Source organism: Paenibacillus sp. MER 180, from assembly GCF_023713665.1.
GTDB classification, from domain to species: domain Bacteria; phylum Bacillota; class Bacilli; order Paenibacillales; family Paenibacillaceae; genus Paenibacillus_B; species Paenibacillus_B suaedae.
The window spans coordinates 51,712-72,581 of record NZ_JAMAVT010000024.1; the positions used below are offsets into that span (position 1 = coordinate 51,712).

The 20,870-nt window shown below is 47.6% G+C and carries 21 protein-coding genes and 1 tRNA gene; 5 read left to right on the top strand and 17 right to left on the bottom strand.

Annotated features, from left to right (window positions below):
- The first annotated feature begins 260 nt into the window (after positions 1-260).
- Positions 261-1,322 (top strand): M23 family metallopeptidase, encoded by a 1,062-nt coding sequence (locus M3661_RS26510; protein WP_251489971.1) that lies wholly within the window; start codon positions 261-263, stop codon positions 1,320-1,322.
- A gap of 27 nt (positions 1,323-1,349) precedes the next feature.
- On the top strand, positions 1,350-1,754 hold the full coding sequence (locus M3661_RS26515; protein WP_251489972.1) for a bactofilin family protein: 405 nt from the start codon (positions 1,350-1,352) through the stop codon (positions 1,752-1,754).
- Positions 1,755-1,869: 115 nt separating this feature from the next.
- On the opposite strand, the gene ispG is transcribed toward M3661_RS26515, so the two are convergent.
- The 5 genes from ispG to M3661_RS26540 form a co-directional block, all read right to left on the bottom strand.
- Positions 1,870-2,967, bottom strand: coding sequence for a flavodoxin-dependent (E)-4-hydroxy-3-methylbut-2-enyl-diphosphate synthase (gene ispG, locus M3661_RS26520; RefSeq protein ID WP_021258198.1), 1,098 nt, complete (start codon positions 2,965-2,967; stop codon positions 1,870-1,872).
- 43 nt (positions 2,968-3,010) lie between these two features.
- Positions 3,011-4,258, bottom strand: coding sequence for an ATP-dependent protease ATP-binding subunit ClpX (gene clpX / locus M3661_RS26525; RefSeq protein WP_021252337.1), 1,248 nt, complete (start codon positions 4,256-4,258; stop codon positions 3,011-3,013).
- Between the two features lie 13 nt (positions 4,259-4,271).
- Positions 4,272-4,868 (bottom strand): ATP-dependent Clp endopeptidase proteolytic subunit ClpP, encoded by a 597-nt coding sequence (clpP, locus tag M3661_RS26530; protein WP_021252338.1) that lies wholly within the window; start codon positions 4,866-4,868, stop codon positions 4,272-4,274.
- Between the two features lie 353 nt (positions 4,869-5,221).
- Entirely contained in the window at positions 5,222-6,508 is a 1,287-nt protein-coding gene (tig, locus tag M3661_RS26535; RefSeq protein WP_065292018.1) for a trigger factor, read from the bottom strand.
- 172 nt (positions 6,509-6,680) lie between these two features.
- A complete protein-coding gene (locus M3661_RS26540) occupies positions 6,681-7,631 on the bottom strand; it encodes a hypothetical protein (RefSeq protein ID WP_251489974.1) in 951 nt (316 codons plus the stop codon).
- Positions 7,632-7,889: 258 nt separating this feature from the next.
- On the opposite strand from M3661_RS26540, the gene M3661_RS26545 reads away from it, so the two are divergent.
- Positions 7,890-7,966, top strand: a tRNA-Arg gene (locus tag M3661_RS26545).
- A 173-nt stretch (positions 7,967-8,139) separates the two neighbouring features.
- On the opposite strand, the gene M3661_RS30400 is transcribed toward M3661_RS26545, so the two are convergent.
- From M3661_RS30400 to M3661_RS26555, 3 genes are all read right to left on the bottom strand, one after another.
- Positions 8,140-8,268 carry a hypothetical protein gene (locus M3661_RS30400; protein WP_260612424.1) on the bottom strand — a complete coding sequence of 43 codons (129 nt, stop codon included), beginning with the start codon at positions 8,266-8,268 and terminating at the stop codon, positions 8,140-8,142.
- 96 nt (positions 8,269-8,364) lie between these two features.
- Positions 8,365-8,715: a hypothetical protein gene (locus M3661_RS26550; RefSeq protein ID WP_021259075.1), complete on the bottom strand. Its 351-nt coding sequence runs from the start codon at positions 8,713-8,715 to the stop codon at positions 8,365-8,367.
- Positions 8,716-8,722: 7 nt separating this feature from the next.
- On the bottom strand, positions 8,723-9,031 hold the full coding sequence (locus M3661_RS26555) for a hypothetical protein (RefSeq protein WP_021252342.1): 309 nt from the start codon (positions 9,029-9,031) through the stop codon (positions 8,723-8,725).
- 205 nt (positions 9,032-9,236) lie between these two features.
- Between M3661_RS26555 and asnB the strand changes: the two genes are divergently transcribed.
- Positions 9,237-11,084: an asparagine synthase (glutamine-hydrolyzing) gene (gene asnB / locus M3661_RS26560; protein WP_251489976.1), complete on the top strand. Its 1,848-nt coding sequence runs from the start codon at positions 9,237-9,239 to the stop codon at positions 11,082-11,084.
- Positions 11,085-11,178: 94 nt separating this feature from the next.
- Here the strand turns inward: asnB and M3661_RS26565 are convergent, their stop codons facing one another.
- The 4 genes from M3661_RS26565 to M3661_RS26580 all read right to left on the bottom strand — a co-directional run bounded on the left by M3661_RS26565 (position 11,179) and on the right by M3661_RS26580 (position 15,329).
- Positions 11,179-12,486, bottom strand: coding sequence for a homocysteine synthase (locus tag M3661_RS26565; RefSeq protein ID WP_251489978.1), 1,308 nt, complete (start codon positions 12,484-12,486; stop codon positions 11,179-11,181).
- A gap of 274 nt (positions 12,487-12,760) precedes the next feature.
- Positions 12,761-13,420, bottom strand: coding sequence for an XTP/dITP diphosphatase (locus M3661_RS26570; RefSeq protein ID WP_251489980.1), 660 nt, complete (start codon positions 13,418-13,420; stop codon positions 12,761-12,763).
- On the bottom strand, positions 13,404-14,189 hold the full coding sequence (gene rph, locus M3661_RS26575; RefSeq protein ID WP_021252346.1) for a ribonuclease PH: 786 nt from the start codon (positions 14,187-14,189) through the stop codon (positions 13,404-13,406). Before rph ends, M3661_RS26570 begins: the two co-directional genes overlap by 17 nt.
- A gap of 81 nt (positions 14,190-14,270) precedes the next feature.
- Positions 14,271-15,329, bottom strand: coding sequence for a GerMN domain-containing protein (locus tag M3661_RS26580; RefSeq protein ID WP_251489982.1), 1,059 nt, complete (start codon positions 15,327-15,329; stop codon positions 14,271-14,273).
- Positions 15,330-15,602: 273 nt separating this feature from the next.
- Here M3661_RS26580 and M3661_RS26585 point away from each other — a divergent pair, with 273 nt between their 5' ends.
- On the top strand, positions 15,603-16,148 hold the full coding sequence (locus M3661_RS26585) for a phosphatidylglycerophosphatase A family protein (protein ID WP_065292011.1): 546 nt from the start codon (positions 15,603-15,605) through the stop codon (positions 16,146-16,148).
- Position 16,149: 1 nt separating this feature from the next.
- Here M3661_RS26585 and M3661_RS26590 read toward each other — a convergent pair whose 3' ends face one another.
- From M3661_RS26590 to M3661_RS26610, 5 genes are all read right to left on the bottom strand, one after another.
- Positions 16,150-17,127, bottom strand: a complete 978-nt coding sequence (locus tag M3661_RS26590) for an MBL fold metallo-hydrolase (RefSeq protein WP_251489984.1) — start codon at positions 17,125-17,127, stop codon at positions 16,150-16,152.
- A 95-nt stretch (positions 17,128-17,222) separates the two neighbouring features.
- Positions 17,223-17,960: a class I SAM-dependent methyltransferase gene (locus tag M3661_RS26595; RefSeq protein WP_036590195.1), complete on the bottom strand. Its 738-nt coding sequence runs from the start codon at positions 17,958-17,960 to the stop codon at positions 17,223-17,225.
- Between the two features lie 202 nt (positions 17,961-18,162).
- Positions 18,163-19,323 carry a glycosyl hydrolase family 8 gene (locus M3661_RS26600; protein ID WP_251489987.1) on the bottom strand — a complete coding sequence of 387 codons (1,161 nt, stop codon included), beginning with the start codon at positions 19,321-19,323 and terminating at the stop codon, positions 18,163-18,165.
- A 17-nt stretch (positions 19,324-19,340) separates the two neighbouring features.
- Positions 19,341-19,703 carry a hypothetical protein gene (locus M3661_RS26605; RefSeq protein WP_251489989.1) on the bottom strand — a complete coding sequence of 121 codons (363 nt, stop codon included), beginning with the start codon at positions 19,701-19,703 and terminating at the stop codon, positions 19,341-19,343.
- Positions 19,704-19,811: 108 nt separating this feature from the next.
- Positions 19,812-20,867, bottom strand: a complete 1,056-nt coding sequence (locus tag M3661_RS26610) for a Gfo/Idh/MocA family protein (protein WP_251489990.1) — start codon at positions 20,865-20,867, stop codon at positions 19,812-19,814.
- Positions 20,868-20,870: the final 3 nt, after the last annotated feature.

Below are 20,870 nucleotides of genomic sequence, written 5' to 3' on the forward strand. Positions count from 1 at the left end.
CCTGTCGTACGCATATGTCAACTTTGCTAACACGGTACTAACTGATTGTAGCGTAAATCGCGGGCGATGGCAAAATGTTTTTTATCATTTTTCAATTAGTGATAAAATTTACCTTTTTGTCATTCGACACAAACCGATTTTTATGTCGAATCGTTGCATTATCTACTTACTTTTCACCGAAAATCATGTACAATAGGAATGTTATGTAAACGTTTCTAGCTTATTTTACCTTTGTGTCGTTAAGGAGGAATCCTTGAAATATGACGAAATCAAACGATCGCCACTGGACGTGGATGCTCATGCGAGGACCAAATCGGCCAGTTATTCAATACAGTATTCCAACTGTTGTGGTTAAACTTGTCATGTTTATTGTCATTGGCGGGATTAGCGCATTACTTTTATCGTTAGTCATTCAACGATTTACCATGCATGATATTGTTGCTCGTCATGAACAATTACAGCTTGAGCTGCAGGAGAAGAATCAACTGTTAGCAGAGATGGACAAGCAATTATCCATTATTACCGCTTCTTCCAACGATATGAAACAGAAAATGGACAAAATCTCACAATGGGAACAGCAATTGCAATCCTATTTACAAGTTCCAACTGGCGCTAACCACCCAAAGAATAGCAAGCAGTCTCCTAGCATGGGTAAGCCCAATTCGATGTCATCCAAGCGCGATACCGCTTCCTTGCCTTTGCCGCTAGGCGGTGAATATATTATGCTTCCTGCATCTAAGTTGTCGATGCTTCGTTCTGCCGCCACAGAAGTGAACAGCAGCGACCAAAAGCCTGTCTCACCACTTGAAGCATGGGAGAACACGAATAAGCAGCTCCATCATATGAATAAGAAGTGGCAGGATTGGGAACGAACAATGCCTTCTCTGTTTAAGAATGCCGAAGCCTTCCAGCAGCAGTTGAACGCTACACCAACCCTATGGCCAACAGGTAGCACACGAATCACCTCTCTTTTCGGAGAACGCAGTGATCCGTTTCAACGCAGTGAAGCATTCCATGCTGGATTAGATATAGGCGGAGATACAGGCGATCCGGTTTACGCTACTGCCGAAGGGGTCGTCATTGATTCCGACAGGGATGAGCTGAAGGGGAATTATATCATCGTGAATCATGGCAGCGGACTTACTACACGCTACTTGCACCTAAGCGAGAGAGTTGTGGCCAGCGGAGATTCGGTGAAAAAAGGGACACTCATTGGCAAAATCGGTACAACAGGTCGGAGCACAGGGCCTCATCTACATTTCGAAATTCGTAAGAACGGACAGCCTATTGATCCAATGACTTATGTAAACACTCCTGAATAAGATTTTTATATAAGAAAGGAGCACGATATGTTCGCCAAATCCTCTGGCAAAAAAATTAGCGGAACCGACACCTTAATTGGACAGGCTACTACAATTGAAGGAAAGCTTGTATGCGAAACTGACCTACGGATCGAGGGAACCATTACTGGTGATGTTCATTGCAGTCAGAACGTAATTATTGGAGAGTCGGGCAAAGCCTATTCCCATATTCAAGCTTCCAGCCTAGTTATCGCAGGGTTCATGCAAGGTGATGTCAACGTCACAGAAAGTGTCATCATCGAGAGCTCTGGCAGATTGGAAGGCAATGTATTGTGCCAATCCTTCATTATCAAAGAAGGCGGCAAATTCAACGGAAACAGCAAAATGCAGCAAAATGCTCCCTCACTAACCAATGCTCCTATCGCTGAGGTTACTAACTCGTCTGACACATGAACGAGATCATTGAATTAGAAACTTGGATACAGACAAAGAAAACACCCACATGCGCCACTGCTGCATGTGGGTGTTCTTGTATCATATGATAACAAGATAGCTTCTTATATTTCGATTAGTGCTTACGCCCTGGAATCTGACCCGTACGCTCATATTCAGCGACGATATGGTCGATTTCCTTCTTCAACTCAGAGACAAGCTCTGCCTCCGGTACTTTACGAATCATTTCTCCGTAGCGGAATAACAGCCCTTCACCACGAGCTCCAGCGATGCCGATATCCGCTTCACGAGCCTCGCCCGGACCGTTTACCGCACAACCAAGCACCGATACCTTAATTGGAACTTTCACTTTGGAGATATACTCCTCTACTTCGTTCGCAATCGAGAACAAATCGATGTCAAGTCGGCCGCATGTTGGACATGATACAAGTGTAGCTGCATTGGAAATCAAGCCGAAACATTTCAGCATCTCACGCGCAACCTTCACTTCTTCTACTGGATCCGCACTCAAGCTGACACGAACCGTCGAGCCAATTCCAAGTGATAACAAGGCTCCGAGCCCTGCCGCACTCTTAATCGTCCCTGAGAACAGTGTTCCAGCTTCTGTAATCCCTAAGTGAAGCGGGTACGGAATTACCTCAGAAGCCTTTGTATAGGCAGCGATGGCCATAGGCACATCTGATGCCTTCAACGAGACAATAATATCGTGGAAATCAAGTTCTTCTAAAATTCCGATATGGAATAGAGCACTTTCGACCATCGCCTCTGGCGTTGGATATCCATACTTCTCGAGCAGGTGGTTCTCCAGCGATCCTGCATTAACACCGATTCGAATCGGAATGCCGCGCTCTTTGCACGCCTTCACGACCGCTTCCACTTTCTCACGGCGCCCAATATTGCCCGGATTGATCCGGACCTTGTCAATACCGTTCTCAATCGCCTTCAAAGCGAGCCTGTAGTCAAAGTGAATGTCAGCAACGAGCGGAATCGAGATACGCTTCTTAATCTCCTTAATCGCATCCGCTGCTTCCTCATTGTTGACCGTAACCCGAACAAGCTGGCATCCAGCTTCTTCAAGTCGATGAATTTCCGCAACAGTGGCTTCTACATCTGCCGTCTTCGTCGTGCACATGCTCTGAATGACAACCTCATTGTTGCCGCCAATCGTTACATCGCCCACTTTTACAGCTCTAGTCTGATGTCGCAAATACATGATACATTCTCTCCCATGTCGGAAACGGACGGAAAAGCGCCTATTAGGCGCTTTCCTCTTGTTTCTTATCTGTCGTCAGTTCCGGAATCATTCGTTCTTTTACTACTTGCTCCGTAATGACACATGTTGTTACATCATCGCGCGATGGCACTTCATACATCACGTCAAGCATAATGCCCTCGATGATGGCACGCAATCCACGCGCTCCAGTGTTGCGCTTGATCGCTTCGCGAGCAATGGCTTCCAGTGCGCCAGACTCGAAGTCAAGCTTCACATTGTCCATCTCAAGCAACTTCTGGTACTGCTTCGTCAGCGCATTCTTCGGCTCGCTCAAGATACGAACCAATGTATGCTCATCAAGCGGCTCCAACGTCGAGATGACTGGAAGACGCCCAACAAATTCAGGAATAAGTCCGAATTTCAGCAAATCCTCCGGAAGTGTCATCGTCAAGTATTCGCCAGGCTTCAAATCCTTCTGACCACCATCAGCATTGAAGCCAATAATTTTCTTCCCTACACGACGCTTGATAATTTGCTCCAGTCCGTCAAACGCACCGCCGCAAATGAACAAGATGTTCGTCGTATCAATTTGAATAAATTCTTGGTGAGGATGCTTACGGCCACCTTGCGGCGGAACAGAAGCAACGGTTCCCTCCAAAATTTTCAGCAATGCCTGCTGTACCCCTTCGCCAGATACATCGCGTGTAATCGAAGGATTCTCGGATTTGCGAGCTACTTTATCGATTTCATCGATGTAAATAATACCGCGTTCCGCCTTCTCCACGTCATAGTCTGCCGCTTGGATCAGCTTCAGCAGAATATTTTCAACATCTTCGCCCACATAACCTGCTTCTGTAAGCGATGTGGCATCCGCAATTGCGAATGGCACGTTCAAGATTTTAGCCATGGTCTGCGCCAAGAGTGTCTTACCGGAACCAGTAGGCCCCACAAGCAAGATGTTACTCTTCTGCAGCTCAACATCCTCAATCTTGTTCTGGGTGTTAATCCGTTTGTAATGGTTATATACCGCTACGGACAACGACTTTTTCGCTATTTCTTGACCAATGACATATTGATCCAGAATCGCACGAATTTCCTTCGGCTTCGGTATATCCTTCAGATCAACTTCCTCTTCGTGACCGAGCTCTTCCTCTACAATCTCATTGCACAGCTCGATGCACTCGTCACATATATATACGCCAGGACCGGCAACCAACTTGCGTACTTGCTCCTGCGACTTGCCGCAGAACGAGCACTTCAATTGCCCCTTCTCATCATTAAATTTAAACAATCGGTGTCCCCCCTTACTTGAGCCCCGGGCTTGCCGGATGTAAAACTTGGTCAACAAGACCGTATTCTTTCGCTTCATCAGCGCTCATGAAGTTGTCACGATCCGTATCGCGTTCAATCTTCTCAATCGGCTGACCTGTGCGATCCACATATATTTGGTTCAGCTTATGTCTTGTCTTCAAGATCCAGTCCGCATGAATCTTAATGTCGGACGCTTGACCGCGCACGCCACCCAGCGGCTGGTGAATCATGATCTCACTGTTCGGCAGAGCAATGCGCTTGCCTGGTGCCCCAGCCGTCAGCAAGAGCGAACCCATACTTGCAGCCAAGCCTACGCAGATTGTAGATACGTCAGGTTTGATATGCTGCATCGTATCGTAAATTGCCATGCCGGCCGTAACTGAACCGCCCGGTGAGTTGATATACAAGAAAATGTCCTTCTCTGGATCATCTGCTTGAAGGAACAACAACTGCGCAATGACGCTGTTCGCTACGTCATCATCGATGGCGCTGCCCAGAAAGATAATGCGATCTTTCAGCAGACGCGAGTAAATATCATAAGAGCGTTCGCCGCGATTTGTCTGTTCGATGACCATCGGGATTAAATTCATGGTACCGACCTCTTTTCTTTACATAGCTTTACATTTCTATTCTAACATTTTCTGAACGTGGTGTCATTTTTACACCGATTACCATTATTCTATGTGCGGCAAATGCCCGTAATCCCTGCAATTAAGCTCTATATTCGTGACTTCTCGCGGGTCGGAATCGCCTAATATGTTACATACTGATTATGTACACCCATTACTGGGTGGTGAAACGTTATGTAGTGAATCAAGAACTTACAATCCAGCAAACTTTCACCAGACAGGTGGTAAAAAATAAGGCACGCCCTTAAAAAGTAACGTGCCTTATCCTGTTACGCCGCTCTCACATGCATGATGCAGTTGCAGCCGATATGCAATTAATTCTTGCTGTTATCCACAATGAACTTAACTGTTTTGCGAAGAGCAGCCTCTTCACGCAAGTTTTCAATCGTGCCGTTCTTCTCCAAGATGGAGCGGATTTCGTCCGCAGAACGTTGGTAAGAAGCTGCCATTTTATCAAGCTCTTCTTGCAGCTCTTCTTCGGAAATTGTGATGTTCTCTTCTTTCGCGATTTGCTCAAGAACGAGGTTGTTTTTCACACGCTTGTCAGCCTCTTGTTGCATTTGCTCGCGCAAGTCTGCAATCGTTTGGCCAGACAATGTCAAGAACATATCCATGTTCATGCCTTGCATGCGAAGACGGTTGTCCAAGTCTTTAACCATGTGCTGAATTTCAGTCTCGATCATCGCACGTGGAATTTCTACTTCTGCATTTGCAGATGCTTTTTCAACGAGCTCAGCTTCACGAGCTGCTTCCAGTTCGCGTCCTTTGCGCTCTTTCAACTGTTTTGTAAGATCAGCTTTGTACTCATCCAAAGTTTCGAACTCGCTAACGTCTTTAGCGAACTCATCATCAAGCTGCGGAAGCTGCTTGCGCTTGATTTCATGAACTTTTACTTTGAATGTTGCAGGCTTGCCAGCCAAGTTCTCTGCATGGTAGTGCTCAGGGAATGTAACTTCAACATCTTTGAAGTCGCCTGTTCCAAGGCCAACCAATTGATCTTCGAATCCAGGAATGAACGTGTTAGAGCCAAGCTCCAATGTGTAGCGCTCGCCTTTGCCGCCTTCAAATGCTTCGCCATCAACGAATCCTTCGAAGTCCATAACAACGCTGTCGCCTTTTTGTGCTGTTTCTTCGTCAACAATAACGAGTTCAGCATGACGCTCTTGCAGACGCTTCAATTCAGCGTCAAGCTCTTCTTCAGTAACTTCAGCTTCCTTAGCTTCCACTTCAAGACCTTTGTAGTCGCCAAGCTTCACTTCAGGTTTAACTGTTACTTTTGCTTTGAACTTGAACGTTTTGCCTTTTGCAAATTGTTCAACTTCGATTTCCGGCTGATCAACCGGTTGGATGTTTGTTTCTTTTACAGCTTGTGTGTAAACTTCGCCCAAGATGATGTCAATCGCATCTTGATACAAGCTTTCCACACCATATTTTGCTTCGAAAATTGGGCGAGGTACGCGACCTTTGCGGAAGCCAGGAACGTTAACACGCTTGGACACTTTTTTGAATGCCAAGTCCAATCCTTCTGCTACGCGATCTTCATTAACCTCTACTTCCAATACCCCAATGTTCTTCTCTATTTTTTCCCAAGTTGCTTTCATTTTATGCCTTCCCCTCCAAAAAAAGATCATGGCTAGAGTGTACCTAACATAACACGTCCAGAATAACCATTTTAGTATAGCCGACTACGATAACTTTTTCAAGGAGGGCGTCATTCCCACATTCGTCCTTCTACGAAAGCGCTATCGACCGTTCATTGCTTAGCCTCAGATCCTATGACTGTACGCGCAATGATCGATTTAATGATCGGAGCGCTAGCTCATATTGCACACGCAGTTCATTCGTGACACCGTACAGCTGCTTCACTTCTACTTCTTCGTCGACACGTAGCATTCGAGCCACGATGAAATGCAGCGCCGCCGCCCAAGCGTTCGAATCATCTTGCCCATGCCCGCACAACTGTTCATAGGATGGAGAACCGTATATATGCTTCAAATACTGCTGCCATATCTCCTGAGCAAAATAAGCGAGAGAAGGCTCTCTTACAGAAGCAGCCTCGTTCACACGCACCGCTGGTGCCTTGGCGGCCTCTGGGAACCCCGAATTATCAAGCGGAGTATCCTCTATTTGTACGACCAGCGACTCCTGCCCGCGAGGGAAGCGGATTTCTCCATGCATTCCCCGTCTCTTCATAACTTGAAGAATTCCGAATTGAAGCAAGGAGTTAAGGTTCTCCTCTTTGAGCAGTTTAGCCAAAGCTTCATCAACACCCGGATCTTCTGCTGCTGCAAGCTGCTCAAGAATAAGGAGCTTGCGGTCATCCATCTCTCCCTCTACAAGGGTAGCAAACAATCGCTCTGTATATTGTCCATCCGCATTCAGCTTCTGCTGGAATTGGCGTCGCAGGATATCTTGTTCGGTCTCTTCAGACTCCTCTTCCGGTGTGGACTCCGGCCAACTGGCTATTCCCTCAGCCATATTCAAATCACGAGCAGCATTTTCTGCCTCCGGGAACGCCGACACGAGCCATTGCAGCAGCGCGTCCCACTCTTCCCGAATCCGTTCGTCCTCACCATCACATGTCAGCAGGAATTGAAGAAAGGCAATTGCTTCGCCGTAACGCTCAGATTCCAGCATCCGTGTCAGCTCAATTTGGTAGTAATCATGAGTTTTCGGAAACAGGATGACATTATTCTTTGCCGGCTCTTTGTAATCTTCTGTCATACGAACACCTGCTTTCTGTACTGCGCCTATATATTACGATAATCTCTCCTATGTATGCAGCTCGTTCTCCCTCAATTAGGTGAGCTTCTTATATGATGCATTATATCATATTCACTCTTTATCCTGCGCGGTCACCATATGTGCTTTCCTGATACTCAAACTGTAAAAGATATGTAAATTAATATTTTTTCATTTTCCTATTGCTAAGAGTCAATTTCTTTGATACAATCATTTATGTTCTAAATTTAACTTATTCATGTCCCAGTAGCTCAGCTGGATAGAGCAACGGCCTTCTAAGCCGTCGGTCGGGGGTTCGAATCCCTCCTGGGACGCCATTCATTTGCTTACTAATATAACATGAACATGCCTCACAGAACCTTTTATTGGTTGGTGAGGCTTTTTTTTATTTCCCACTCACATCGATCCCAGAATACCTCTGCATGAGAGGCTCTGCTTATCGCAGAGCCTTGTATAATTGCCGCCTTCTTTTGATACAGAACTTACTTATTTACTTATTGTGAAACTCCCAATGGTTCTTCTCGCCTGGATGCTTGAAGTTTTTCGATAGTACGGCATCCGCATGTTTCTTCTGATGGGCATATTTATTGCCCTTGTTTTGCTTGAATTGCTCTGACATCGTTTCTCACCTCCCTTCATCGTTCCTTGATCATTTCTTTCCACGAAGCCGATGATAAGAAAGCGAACCATTTCCGCTGCATGATAACGGATAGCATTACGTGTCTAATTGAAACAACTCGTCCACCGCTGCTCGAACTTCTGTGGAACCTAAGACAGCATCAACAATCGAATCGCGATCACTGCAGCTGATTTCGTTATTGCTTATAATGAATTCCTCCGCAGCGATTTCCTCGAAGGCGTTATGCAAATTGTTGTCATACCAATCTGCTTCATAATGCGCATCGTTGCGCAGAAGGCGAACAATCTCATAACCACCATTTCGTACAGGAGCCACATACGCAAGTAGAGGAGTCTCCTTGTCATCATCAGGGATAAGTCCTACTTCTGCACACAGACGCCCTTCGATTTCAACAGGACGACGAAATTTTGCAGCCTTAAATTCCATTTTTGACTCACTCCTTATTTAAAATTTGCTCCACAAACCGCTTGGTATCAGTAGTCCCGAATTTGTATATGTAGGCATATACTTTGTTGAGGTTATGCTGATACGGAACGTTAATCGTATCATCCGATAGGCTTGTCAATAACAAGAGGCTATCCCGCATCTGATCCGTTTCGGCATCCCCCACTTCATTCAGCAGCCTTTGAAGCTCATCCCTTTCCGCTTCATTTACATGGACTACAAATTCATAACTCCCTGCATGTTGTTCCGCAACAACAGAATGATTCTGTACGGATACATAATAAGGCTGGCGCTCCATGGAGCACCTCCTTTCCATTTAAGGGCCATTGCCTCGCCCTGTTTACTTCGGGGTTCAGCTTTTATGTGAAGCTTTTTTTATCATCTCCCGATGGACATACATCTTATGCCGATTTGCGCATACCCATGGTATTATCTCAATCTTCCAGCATGCCGGTGCTCGTTCTTCCGGATGGACAGATTGGTGCGGAAAGGATGAACGTAACATGTGTGGAATTACAGGATGGATTGACTGGAACCGTGATTTGACCCAATGTTCTGGTGTTGTCGAACAAATGACCGCAACATTATCCGCTCGTGGGCCGGATGCGAAGGGAACATGGTTAACCAGTTCATGTGCGCTGGGGCACCGGCGCTTATCTGTCATTGATCCCGCGAATGGCGCCCAGCCGATGATTCGGCACACGGAGCAAGGGGTGTTTGCCATTGTATATAATGGCGAACTGTACAATATGAAGGAATTAAGAACAGAATTAATCAGCCGCGGGCATTCATTTGTCACGCAGTGTGATACGGAAGTTCTGCTTGTTGCCTATTTGGAGTGGAAAGAGGCTTGTGTTGAACGATTTAACGGTATCTTTTCCTTTGCAATATGGGATGAATCGGAAAGACATCTGTTCATGGCTCGTGATCGGCTCGGGGTAAAGCCATTGTTCTATTCACAGGGCGAGGGCTGGTTCGCATTCGGTTCTGAGCCTAAATCATTGCTTGCTCACCCGGACATCGAACCGGTCATCGGGCTGGAGGGAGCCGCTGAAATATGGATGATTGGTCCCGCTCGAACTCCGGGACACGGTATATACCAAGCGCTATCAGAACTGCGGCCAGGCCACACCTTGAAGTACAGTCCGGATGGTCTTAGAATTCATTGCTACTGGAAGCTGGAGAGCATCCCGCATGAAGAGGACGCCGAACAGACAGCTAGACATGTGCGTGAGCTGCTGGAGGATACCGTTGAGCGGCAGCTCATCTCTGATGTACCCGTCTGCACCTTGTTATCTGGCGGGCTGGACTCCAGTGCGCTGACGGCCCTTACCGTTCAACATTACGAGCGGCATAAACTTGGCCAGGTGCATACGTACTCGGTCGATTATGTTGATAACGATCTGTACTTCCAATCTCATGCATTTCAGCCCAATGCCGATGAGCCCTGGATTTACCGTATGGTGGAGGAACTTGGCACAACCCATCATTGGATCAAATTCGATACCCCTGAGCTTGTCGCCTCCCTAGAACAGGCTGTGAAGGTTCGTGATTTGCCAGGCATGACCGATATTGATGGTTCTCTCCTCTTATTCTGTAAGGAAATCAAGCAAGGCGCCACTGTCGCTCTCTCCGGCGAGGCAGCCGATGAAGTATTCGGCGGATATCCTTGGTTCCATCGAGAAGATGCCCTGAATGCCGGTACCTTCCCGTGGGCACTAGCTACCCCACTGCGTTCCAGCCTCCTGAAGCCTGAAGTCGCTTCCTTGCTTCGCGCAGAGCAGTACGTAGCCGATCGGTATGCAGATGCCGTTCGCGAAGTCCCTGTGCTGCCTGGCGAAGATGCACAAGCCGCCAAGATGCGGGTCATGTCCTATCTCAATATTACCCGCTTCATGCCTACCTTGCTGGATCGCAAGGACAGAATGAGCATGGGGGTAGGATTAGAAGTTCGTGTACCTTATACAGACCACCGCCTCGTCCAGTATGTATTCAACATTCCATGGAGCATTAAGACATATGGTGGGCGAGAAAAGGGTCTGCTTCGCAAAGCACTTGAAGGCGTATTGCCGGAAGATGTACTGTACCGCAAGAAGAGCCCTTATCCGAAAACCCACAATCCGAACTACTTGAATACCGTTCGTCGTCTTGCGTTGGAGCGGCTGGATGATACATCATCCCCACTCCATCAATTTGTGAATGTGGAGCGAATCCGCAGTATCGCAGCCTCCGAGGAAGCGAGCTCGAACTTTCCTTGGTTCGGTCAACTGATGTCCGGCCCTCAATTATTTGCTTATTTGCTTCAAATGGACACTTGGCTGCGAGAATACCGCATTCGTGTAGCATGGTAACCTGAAGCCCACAAGAGCTCATTCATCCAATAAAAAGAAGACACACGGGATACGCAGCAGCGTATCGTCCGTGTGTCTTTGTTTTTATGGCTTCTTATTTGACAGCAGCAGGCTGACTTGCACGAATCGCCTGATCCAAATCAAATAAGATATCGTCAATGGATTCCGTACCGATAGATAAACGAATAAGTCCTGGATTTACACCTGCAGCAATTTGCTCATCTTCACTCAATTGCTGATGCGTTGTGCTGGCAGGATGGATAATGAGCGACTTCGAATCACCAACATTCGCAAGATGAGAGAAGAGCTTGACGTGATTGATCACTTGGCGTCCTGCTTCGATTCCGCCCTTAATCTCAAATGTTAAGATGGCACCCTGGCCCTTCGGCAAATACTTCCGCGCAAGCTCATAAGATGGATGGCTAGACAGACCACTGTAGCTGACCGACTGTACACCTTCATGTGCTTCAAGGAACTGAGCAACCTTCAATGCATTCTCACTATGGCGCTCCATACGCAGGTGAAGCGTCTCGAGCCCTTGAAGAAGCAGGAATGCGTTGAATGGAGAAATGGCAGCACCCATATCGCGCAGCAATTGCACACGGGCCTTAATAATGTATGCGATTGGCCCAACAGCATCCGTATATACAACCCCATGATAGCTAGGATCCGGTTCTGTCAATCCCGGGAACTTATCATTGGCAGCCCAATCGAACTTGCCTCCATCTACGATTACCCCGCCAATCGAGGTGCCATGACCGCCAATGAACTTCGTTGCGGAATGAACTACAATATCCGCACCATGCTCAAGGGGGCGAAGCAGGAATGGGCTTGGGAATGTATTGTCTACGATGAGCGGAATACCATGATCATGTGCGATATCGGCTACTGCCTCAATATCGAGAACATCGCCCCTAGGGTTGCCGATCGCCTCCGCATACAGCGCCTTCGTCTTGCTCGTAATCGCCTTGCGGAAGTTTTCCGGATCGCTGGAATCAACGAACCGAACCGTAATGCCGAGCTTTGCTAATGTTGTCGAGAACAGATTATACGTTCCGCCATACAGACTCGTCGCAGAGACAATCTCATCCCCTGCTCCCGCGATATTCAATATAGCGTACGTAATCGCAGCCTGACCAGAGGCAGTGGCCAGCGCCGCTGCACCGCCTTCCAAGGCAGCGACTCGCTTCTCAAACACATCTGTTGTAGGATTCATCAACCGTGTATAAATGTTGCCAAATTCCTTCAGAGCAAATAAGTCCGCAGCATGATCAGTATCCTTAAACGCGTAAGACGTTGTTTGATACAGCGGAACCGCGCGGGACAATGTAGTCGGGTCAACCTCCTGTCCTGCATGCACAGCTAAAGTTTCCAATCCAAATTCACGTGGAGCTTCACTCATCTTTAACCAATCCTCCTTCGCCTTATTGCCCAATATTTTCTCATATTTTTCCGATGTTGGAAAGTATCAATTCTGAGTATTTTGATGTGAAAAAAAGGACACCTTAACTAACTATGCAGTAAGGTGCCCTCCGATGCTTGTTATTCCGTTGTAAATAGGTTAAAAATGCTTCTGTGCGTTTGTTCTCTACAAGAGGAACATACATTATGCAGCTATGTAACATGTAGTAATCAGGATTCAGCACGCGGATCAAGATGCATCTTGCGGCTACCCGCTATACTTCCGCTTGCTCCGCCTTCATCACTTCAAGCAGCTTGCGAATCGCGTTGCCGCGATGGCTAATGCTCTGCTTCTGCTCTGGAGACAGCTCCGCCATCGTCTTGCCGAATGCAGGAACATAGAAGAGCGGATCGTAGCCAAATCCATGCTCTCCACGCGCCTCATCAATGATGAATCCATCACATGTGCCCGTGACATCGACATACCGCTTCTCTGCTGGATCATACAGCACGAGGCAGCAGACGAATTGAGCCGCACTCCGTACATGCTCTGCTACTTCTCCCAGCTCCTCATGTTCTGTACGGGATACCGGCAGCTTCTCCAACTCTTCGAGAAGCTTGGCATTGTTCGCCTTCGTATCGCCATGCCCACCAGCATATCGTGCAGAATACACGCCAGGGGCACCCTCTAAGCGCTCCACACAAAGTCCTGAATCATCAGCAAGAACAGGAAGTTGAATCGCTTCAGCGACTTCCTGTGCCTTCTTCAGCGCGTTTGCCTTGAAGGTATCTCCGTCTTCTACTACTTCAGGCAATTGCGGATAGTCTGCCATGCTGAGCACACGCTTGCCAAGCGAGGCGAAAGCAAGCTGAAATTCCTTCAGCTTGCCTTGGTTGCTCGTCGCAATAATGATCGTATTACTTGCTAGATGCATGACCGGCTGCCTCCCCACGCTCCAATGCTGCCCGTGCAGCGATCTTGTCTGCAATAGGGCCAAGTGCTTCCTTCTGCATCTCAACAAGCTCCAAGATCCCTTTCTCCGCGCTGGCAAGGAGTTGGTTAAGCTCTTCACGTGAGAATGGACTCTCTTCCCCCGTACCTTGCACTTCAACGAACTTGCCTTGTCCTGTCATCACAACATTCATATCGACCTTCGCTGAAGAATCTTCTTCGTAATTCAAGTCAAGAAGCGTATTTCCTTGAATGACACCAACGCTAACCGATGCAAGGAAATCTGTAATCGGGTATTTATTCAATGAATGCTGGTTCGCCACTTTATGAATCGCCATTGCCATCGCAATAAAGGAACCGGTGATAGAAGTGGTACGTGTACCACCATCAGCCTGAATAACGTCGCAATCAAGCGTAATTGTTCTCTCACCTAATGCATGCAAGTCAACAACCGAGCGTAGAGCCCGCCCAATCAGCCGTTGAATTTCCATCGTACGGCCAGTTAACTTGCCCCGGTTCGCTTCACGCTGGTTGCGTGTCTGCGTTGCACGTGGGAGCATCGAATATTCTGCCGTAATCCAGCCCTTACCTTGCCCCTTCATAAAAGGAGGAACTTTCTCGTCAACCGTAGCCGTGCACAGCACCTTCGTGTCGCCTACTTCGATGAATACGGATCCTTCCGCGTATTTGTTCGTGTTTGTTCGAATCGTAACCGGGCGGAGTTCATCCGCCTTGCGTCCGTTGCTTCTCATTTAATAGTGCCTCCTACATTTCCACTGTCGTCCGTAAAAAGTAACATCCCCTATTCTACCAAAGAGCTTGGCGAAAAGCATCTATCCTTTCCAAGCCATATTTACAACAGGCCGCGTGACCGGCTCCGAATAGTTTATCTTGTCTGTTCCTTGAATATCCATATTGCCGTTTATTTTCAACTGAACCTTCTTCACTCCTTGCCGTTCAGTAAGCGATAGAACAACCGCCTTCACCAATTCCGCAGGAACTTGATCCCCTTTTTCGAACATCGTATCAGCGAGATCCACTGTCAGTGTATCGCCGTTGGCCATAATATCATTAATTTTCGTTTCTTTGGTCATGACCATGTTCATCGCTTTCTTATTCAACGGCCCGGATATCATCTGTTCCAGTGTTGCTCTCACTGAATCCAATGATGGCTCAACCAGTCTAGTCACAGGAATAAAATAAGCCTTCCCCTCTTCACTGTAACTGGAAAAATACAACGTAACCGGCATGGAGCGCAGATAATTGACCGACAAATCCTTCTCTAAATTAATTCCTAATTGTCTGGAAAGCGGCGTATCCATTGGGGTGTGGTCTACTGGCATCTCAGACAGCTTCTTAGAATCCATCCATAATTGCACCTGATCTACATTCGGCAGAGAAGTAAGCGTCCACGTGATAGACTCCATCACCTTGCGCTCATCGTTCTTGTCGTAAGTGGCAAACTCCTTCGATAATTCCACAAATGCAGTCTTCTGCTCCGGCTTGAGCGTTACCTTCAAGCTCGTCCCCTTCGGCAGCGTGGCCGTAAAGCCCGGAGGCAGCATTCCCTTATGCACCCCGTCCTTCACCAGCATCTCCAGTGACGCCTGCGCCACTACCGCCGGATCCTCGGAATTCCATTGATACGATATTGGAGCCAAGTAGCCATGGCGATCCTGTGCATATATCGTCATATTCGCTTGCTGCTGCGCTGCATCCATTGGATTAACAGTTAATTCGCTCTTACCATCTGTTGCAGTCATCATCTTAGCCTCAACATCTGCTGGCGGCGGATCGATCGCACCGCTCGTGCCATTGCAAGCTGTTAATAGCAAGGGCAGCGTCAGTACTGCTGCCAGTACACCTTGTCGGAAATATTGTGTCCGCACCATAGGCGAAGCAACCTCCTCTATGCATCTATCGTGTGATCAGCGGGAGCCCGTTTCCTTATATAATGCGTGCATAAGGCGTCCCTTCGTCATACACCTATATATACGAGAGGGCTGTCCAAAACATGACGAGGTTTCTATATTGCAACGAGAAAATACAAGAGAAAGAGAGTAAGGAAAGCAGGGATTGGGTATATCATTGTCGTATACTTTCCTCATGCAATGGTGCAAAATGATAGGTATAGGAATGATGACAAAGAGATAGAGGTGACTTCCATGACAGATCATAAACATACTGCCAAGGCGTATAGCCTAGACAGTGAGAAAGTCGAAGCTGAGACACGCGAGTGGCTGCATAAACGGGGAGTTCGCGTAGAAGAAATTGCAGAGTTGGTTATGTTCTTGCAACAAAAATATTTCCCTGAATTGACAATCGACTATTGTATCTACAATGTGGAACAGGTGCTGCGCAAACGTGAGGTTCAAAATGCGGTTCTGACCGGTATCCAGCTTGATATCATGGCAGAAGAAGGGAAGCTGACACCCGCGCTGCAGGAAATGATTGAGAATGATGAGGGACTGTATGGCGTGGACGAAATTCTAGCCTTCTCCATTGTTAATGTATATGGAAGCATCGGATTCACCAATTACGGATATGTTGATAAACTGAAGCCAGGAGTCTTGGAACGATTAAACAATAAGGATAGCGGGCAGATCCATACGTTCCTTGATGATATCGTAGGCGCCATTGCCGCTGCGGCAAGCAGTCGAATTGCTCACCGCAAGCAGGCGGAACGCGAGCAAGAAATGCAATCTATGTAGTTTATGATGACTTCCACAGCATGAACTCGCCAGAAGCAGAAGTAGTCATCGCTAAGCCGCGCCGTTGAAGTTCGACGAGATGAGCCAGAGTCTCGCCCATTGCAAAGCGGAATTGGTGCACAGTTAGACGATCCAGCGTACCGAAGCTGGCACAGCACAGCTCGTAGGCTGTCATCGGCTTGTGGAGCACGTCCTGCATCTCCTGCAGACGTGCTTCATGATGCTGGATTAACTCTTCCGCACGACTCCTGAAATGTTGGAATGGATGTCGATGCCCTGGAAGCGCCAGTTCTACATCCAGAGCAGCAAGACGCTCAAGCCCGATGAGGAAGGACTGCAGTGGCTCGGGATCACTATTCGGCATGAAGCTGACATTCGGCGTTATTTGCGGCAGAACGTGATCACCGCACAATATTATACGCTCTTCCGCATGATAGAAGCTCATATGGCCTGGTGCGTGCCCTCCTGTCTCAAGTGCCTGCCAAGCATCATCCCCTAGCGTCACCAAATCTCCATCCCTAATGAACGATATATCGGGCAGCGGGGTTACCTGGGGAATGAAGCTATCCATATGAACTCCGATGGATTCCACTACCGCTATCGGCGCCCCATGCTTACGGTACAACTGCTGCATGTCCACAGTCATAGGAGATCTCCCATCCCACAGTCTCTCAACGTGATTCCAGCCTATTTCCGACAACCATACGGGTACGGACAACTGCTGCTGAAGCCAGCCGGCAATCCCGCTATGATCAGGATGGTAATGTGTCAGCACAATGGAAGCCGTGTTGCCAGCATGAATGTCCATTTCCCCCATTAAGCTGACCCATGCACTCTCTGTCTCATTGTTACGAAGCCCCGGATCAATGATAGTCCAGCCTGCTGAGCCATGAAGCAAATAGGTATTCACCCACCGAAGTGAGTTAGGGAGCGGCATTCTGGCTACATAAATATTCGCATTCACCTGCTGCAACTTCATTACTTGTTCCCCCTCATCCAAAGATTGAGTCAACATTTAATCATCTATACCGGTCTAATGCACCCATGTTATCGCTGCCAATTGCTAGTTCGGACTTACTCCGGACGTGTTCCAACCATGATGAGTCGAGAAGAAACGGCTTCATTGTATAAGGAACCATCATACCCACCATATACCTTCTCCATTTGCAACCCTGCCTCTTCAATCATATGATGGAAATCGCCTAATTCATACAGTCTAACACGCTCCTCATAATGGCGCTGTTCCCCTGTGCCCTCATCCGTCAACGTAATTTCCTTCTTCACGAATCCATTCTCAATATGCCGCTTCTCTTGAATCCATGTCCCCTTATCTTGGCGCTCAGATACTGGAACCAGATGCTGCATAACATAGCTCGGATTTAAGAAGTCTATAATAAATTGCCCGCCCGGCCGGAGCACCCGATGAATTTCATGGAATACCTGGCCGTTGTCTTCATCCGCTTGGAAATATCCAAAAGACGTAAATAAATTCACAACGGCATCAAACGCCCCCTCCACTGGTAGCTCTCTCATGTCCCCTGCCAAGAAGGTTACGACATGCTCTTCATCCAGCTTCGCCGCCTCTCGTAGAAGCACCTCAGACAAATCTACTCCTGTCACCTTGTACCCAGCTTCCGCGAGCGCCAGTGAGTGCCTGCCCATCCCACAGCATAGATCCAGCACAGAGGCTGCTTCGGGCAGCTCCAGCCACTTCATCATCCGATGCACTTCTTGTGCGGCCCCTTGAAAATCACGATGTTTATATACAACTAAATAGTCGCGACCGAAACTCCGCTCGTACCATTCTTTCATACCTGTCACCTCAATTTATTTCTCCATTTCATTGTATCGAGTTAGGATCTAAAAGCAATGTTTCCTACAGCATTACCTATTTCTATTATGTAAAAGGACCGCCCAACAGATAAGTGACTATCTGCCATGGCAGTCCCTTTCCTATAACCTAAACCAGTTCATCCATCATCGTATCTACTTGTAGATTTCGTTTCCGTTTACTTCACTTTCCCTTGATTTCATTCTTCTTGCTTCCTACAGGATTGACTTCCGTCAACAATACTTGCAGCTGGTCGAATGAGAAGGCACTATTGTCCTTCTCTTCGACAAAGCCGCCGAAATTCGGCGAGGAGGAACGCTGCACGGCAAATTCATACATTCTCCGCTTCAATTGCTCCGCAAGTCCATGCTCATTCTTCAGCTGGAGGATCCGAACAGCAAGCGCATAAACTGATGGAGATTCAAAGGTTTCTCGGACACTCCCATCCTCTGCGTATACACTCGGGATCTTCCCTTTGTGGAGGCTCCATTCCTGTTTCAGAAATCGGATTGTCGCACTTACATCCTCGCCTTCTTCCGCCAAGTACAACGCAGTATATAAGGAATCGATCATATTGATGGATCCCGTTGAGGAATAACCTTGATCAGGTGTCCAGTACGTCTTGAACAACCCGTTCCCAAGCGAGCCCTTCTTCATTAGCTGCAAACTGTTATTCCGAACCGTCTCCCACTTCTTATCGAACACAGCCAGCATTCCCATCGTATGAATATCCATATAGGAGATCGTTGCACGGTCTGAGCGGGATTTATACTTCCAATCATAATGGTCGAACATGTAGTCCTTGCTCACATTGCCATCCAACAGCGTCTTGCTGATTCCCTTCGCAATCCGTCTTGCTTCCTCGACCCCCCATAATTGATCCGCATCGAGCAGTGCCCGAGCAATACGCAGATCATCGACCGCCGCATTAACGTCAGTCGGTTCATGCTTAGGGGAGTAGCGCCAGCGGACGTAGCCTTTCTCCGCTAATAGACGCCGCTGCAAAAACGCGAGCTGATTATCGAACAGATTACGATTGTTCATCTGTACTGCATACAACATCATCAGCCCTGTTGATTCTGAGAGCATCTGATGATTGGCTGCTTGATGCTCTGACTCGGGCAAGTCGTCACGCAAATTCGTAAAGACTCCGCCATCGCTGCTCATCATGTGTTTCGCGACAAACAACAGGAGCGGCGATTGCTGCTCCGTTAGCTGCAGAGGAACAGCAGCAACCTGCTTCGTGTCTGAATACCACATATCCGCAGCAACCCATATTAATGCAATGAATAAGGCGCCCCCTATGATCTTTATACCTATCGATCGATTTCTCTTCAAATTCATTGGAGATGGCTCCTCCCTTAGTTTCCGTTATTTCCGTCTCCGCTGAATCGCTCTCCATATAAGTACAGTGATTGCAAATAGCGCAATCCAAATACAGCCTCTATCTCAAATCGAACCCAGATCTGATCGTCAGTACGGAACGATTTGCATTCCAAGGAGATGGCAATATATGAATGCTTCCATTTTGCATTCCAAGGAAATGGCCTCATATGAATGCGTCCATCCTTCTCAGGATGCCATACTTCCCCCTCCAGTGTCCACCCTTCGCGATGGCCGATGAAGATGGGATGCTTGTCCTGCTTCTGGACAGCCTGGAACACCGACGACTTCATGACAGAATAGGCAACAAGGCTTCCCGACAATAGTCGCGAGTTGTCCATACCATGAACCATACGTAAATTTTAGGATGTGCTTGTTGAACACAAAAAAACCTGAGAACAAATGAGCGTAAAGCACATTTGTTCTCAGGTTTACATCAGCATGAATGGCTATAGAGACAATCTTACTTCTTGGCCAAGCTTCGCTGATTCATAAATCGCATTTAGTATGCGGATCATGTCTACACCCTGTTCTGGTGTGAATATCGGATCAGCTTTGCCTAATATCACATCGACAAAGTGATCCACATTCTCCTTATGTCCTGATCCGTCTGTAAATCCTTCCGGCTTCATGTTCATATGCTTGCCAGCTGCAACTGTGAACATCTGAAGCTCATTATCATGCAGGCTGAAGCCAGCTTGTGTCCCGCGCAGCTCCACAAACGATTGTTCCTTCTCGATATGTGAAGCCCAGCTTACTTCCAACTGGAGCGTCGCCCCATTGTCAAAGCGAATGAATCCAGTTGCCAGATCCTCTACATTGAACGTATCCCGACTACCTGATGGAGCGGCTTTATCCATGAAATGGCCGTATGTCGCTCCTGATACTGCAACTGGCTTCGGATTGCCCATCAGCCAGATGGCCAAGTCGATCATATGCACACCCAAATCGATCAGAGGCCCTCCTCCAGATTTGGATTTGGTTGTGAACCAGCCTCCTGCACCTGGAATGCCATATCTGCGCACCCAGCCGCATCTTCCCGTGTATATCTGCCCCATCTGTCCTTCATCAATGTACTGTTTTAGAAATTGAGAACGCGAGCGGAAGCGATTATTCCGCATGACCATCAGCACTTTGCCCGACTTCTCGGCAGCCTGCTGCATACGTACCGCATCTTCTGGATTCGTCGCATCAGGCTTCTCGCAGAATACGTGCAACCCTTTTTCTAAGGCAGAAATCGCAACTGGAGCGTGCAAATAGTTCGGGGAGCAAATATCTACAATATCCAACTCCTCGTGTTCAAGCATCTCCTGCCAGTCTTCATAGACTCGAACCTGACCAATTTGATCCGCAACTTGGCAAGCAGATGGCTTATGCGGATCGCATACAGCGACGATCTGAACATGCGGATTTGAGAGAAATGCAGGCATATGCGCCCCACGGAATATGTTGCCTGTTGAAACAACTCCGACGCGTAATGGTTGTGAAGATTCAATTGATGTCATGTT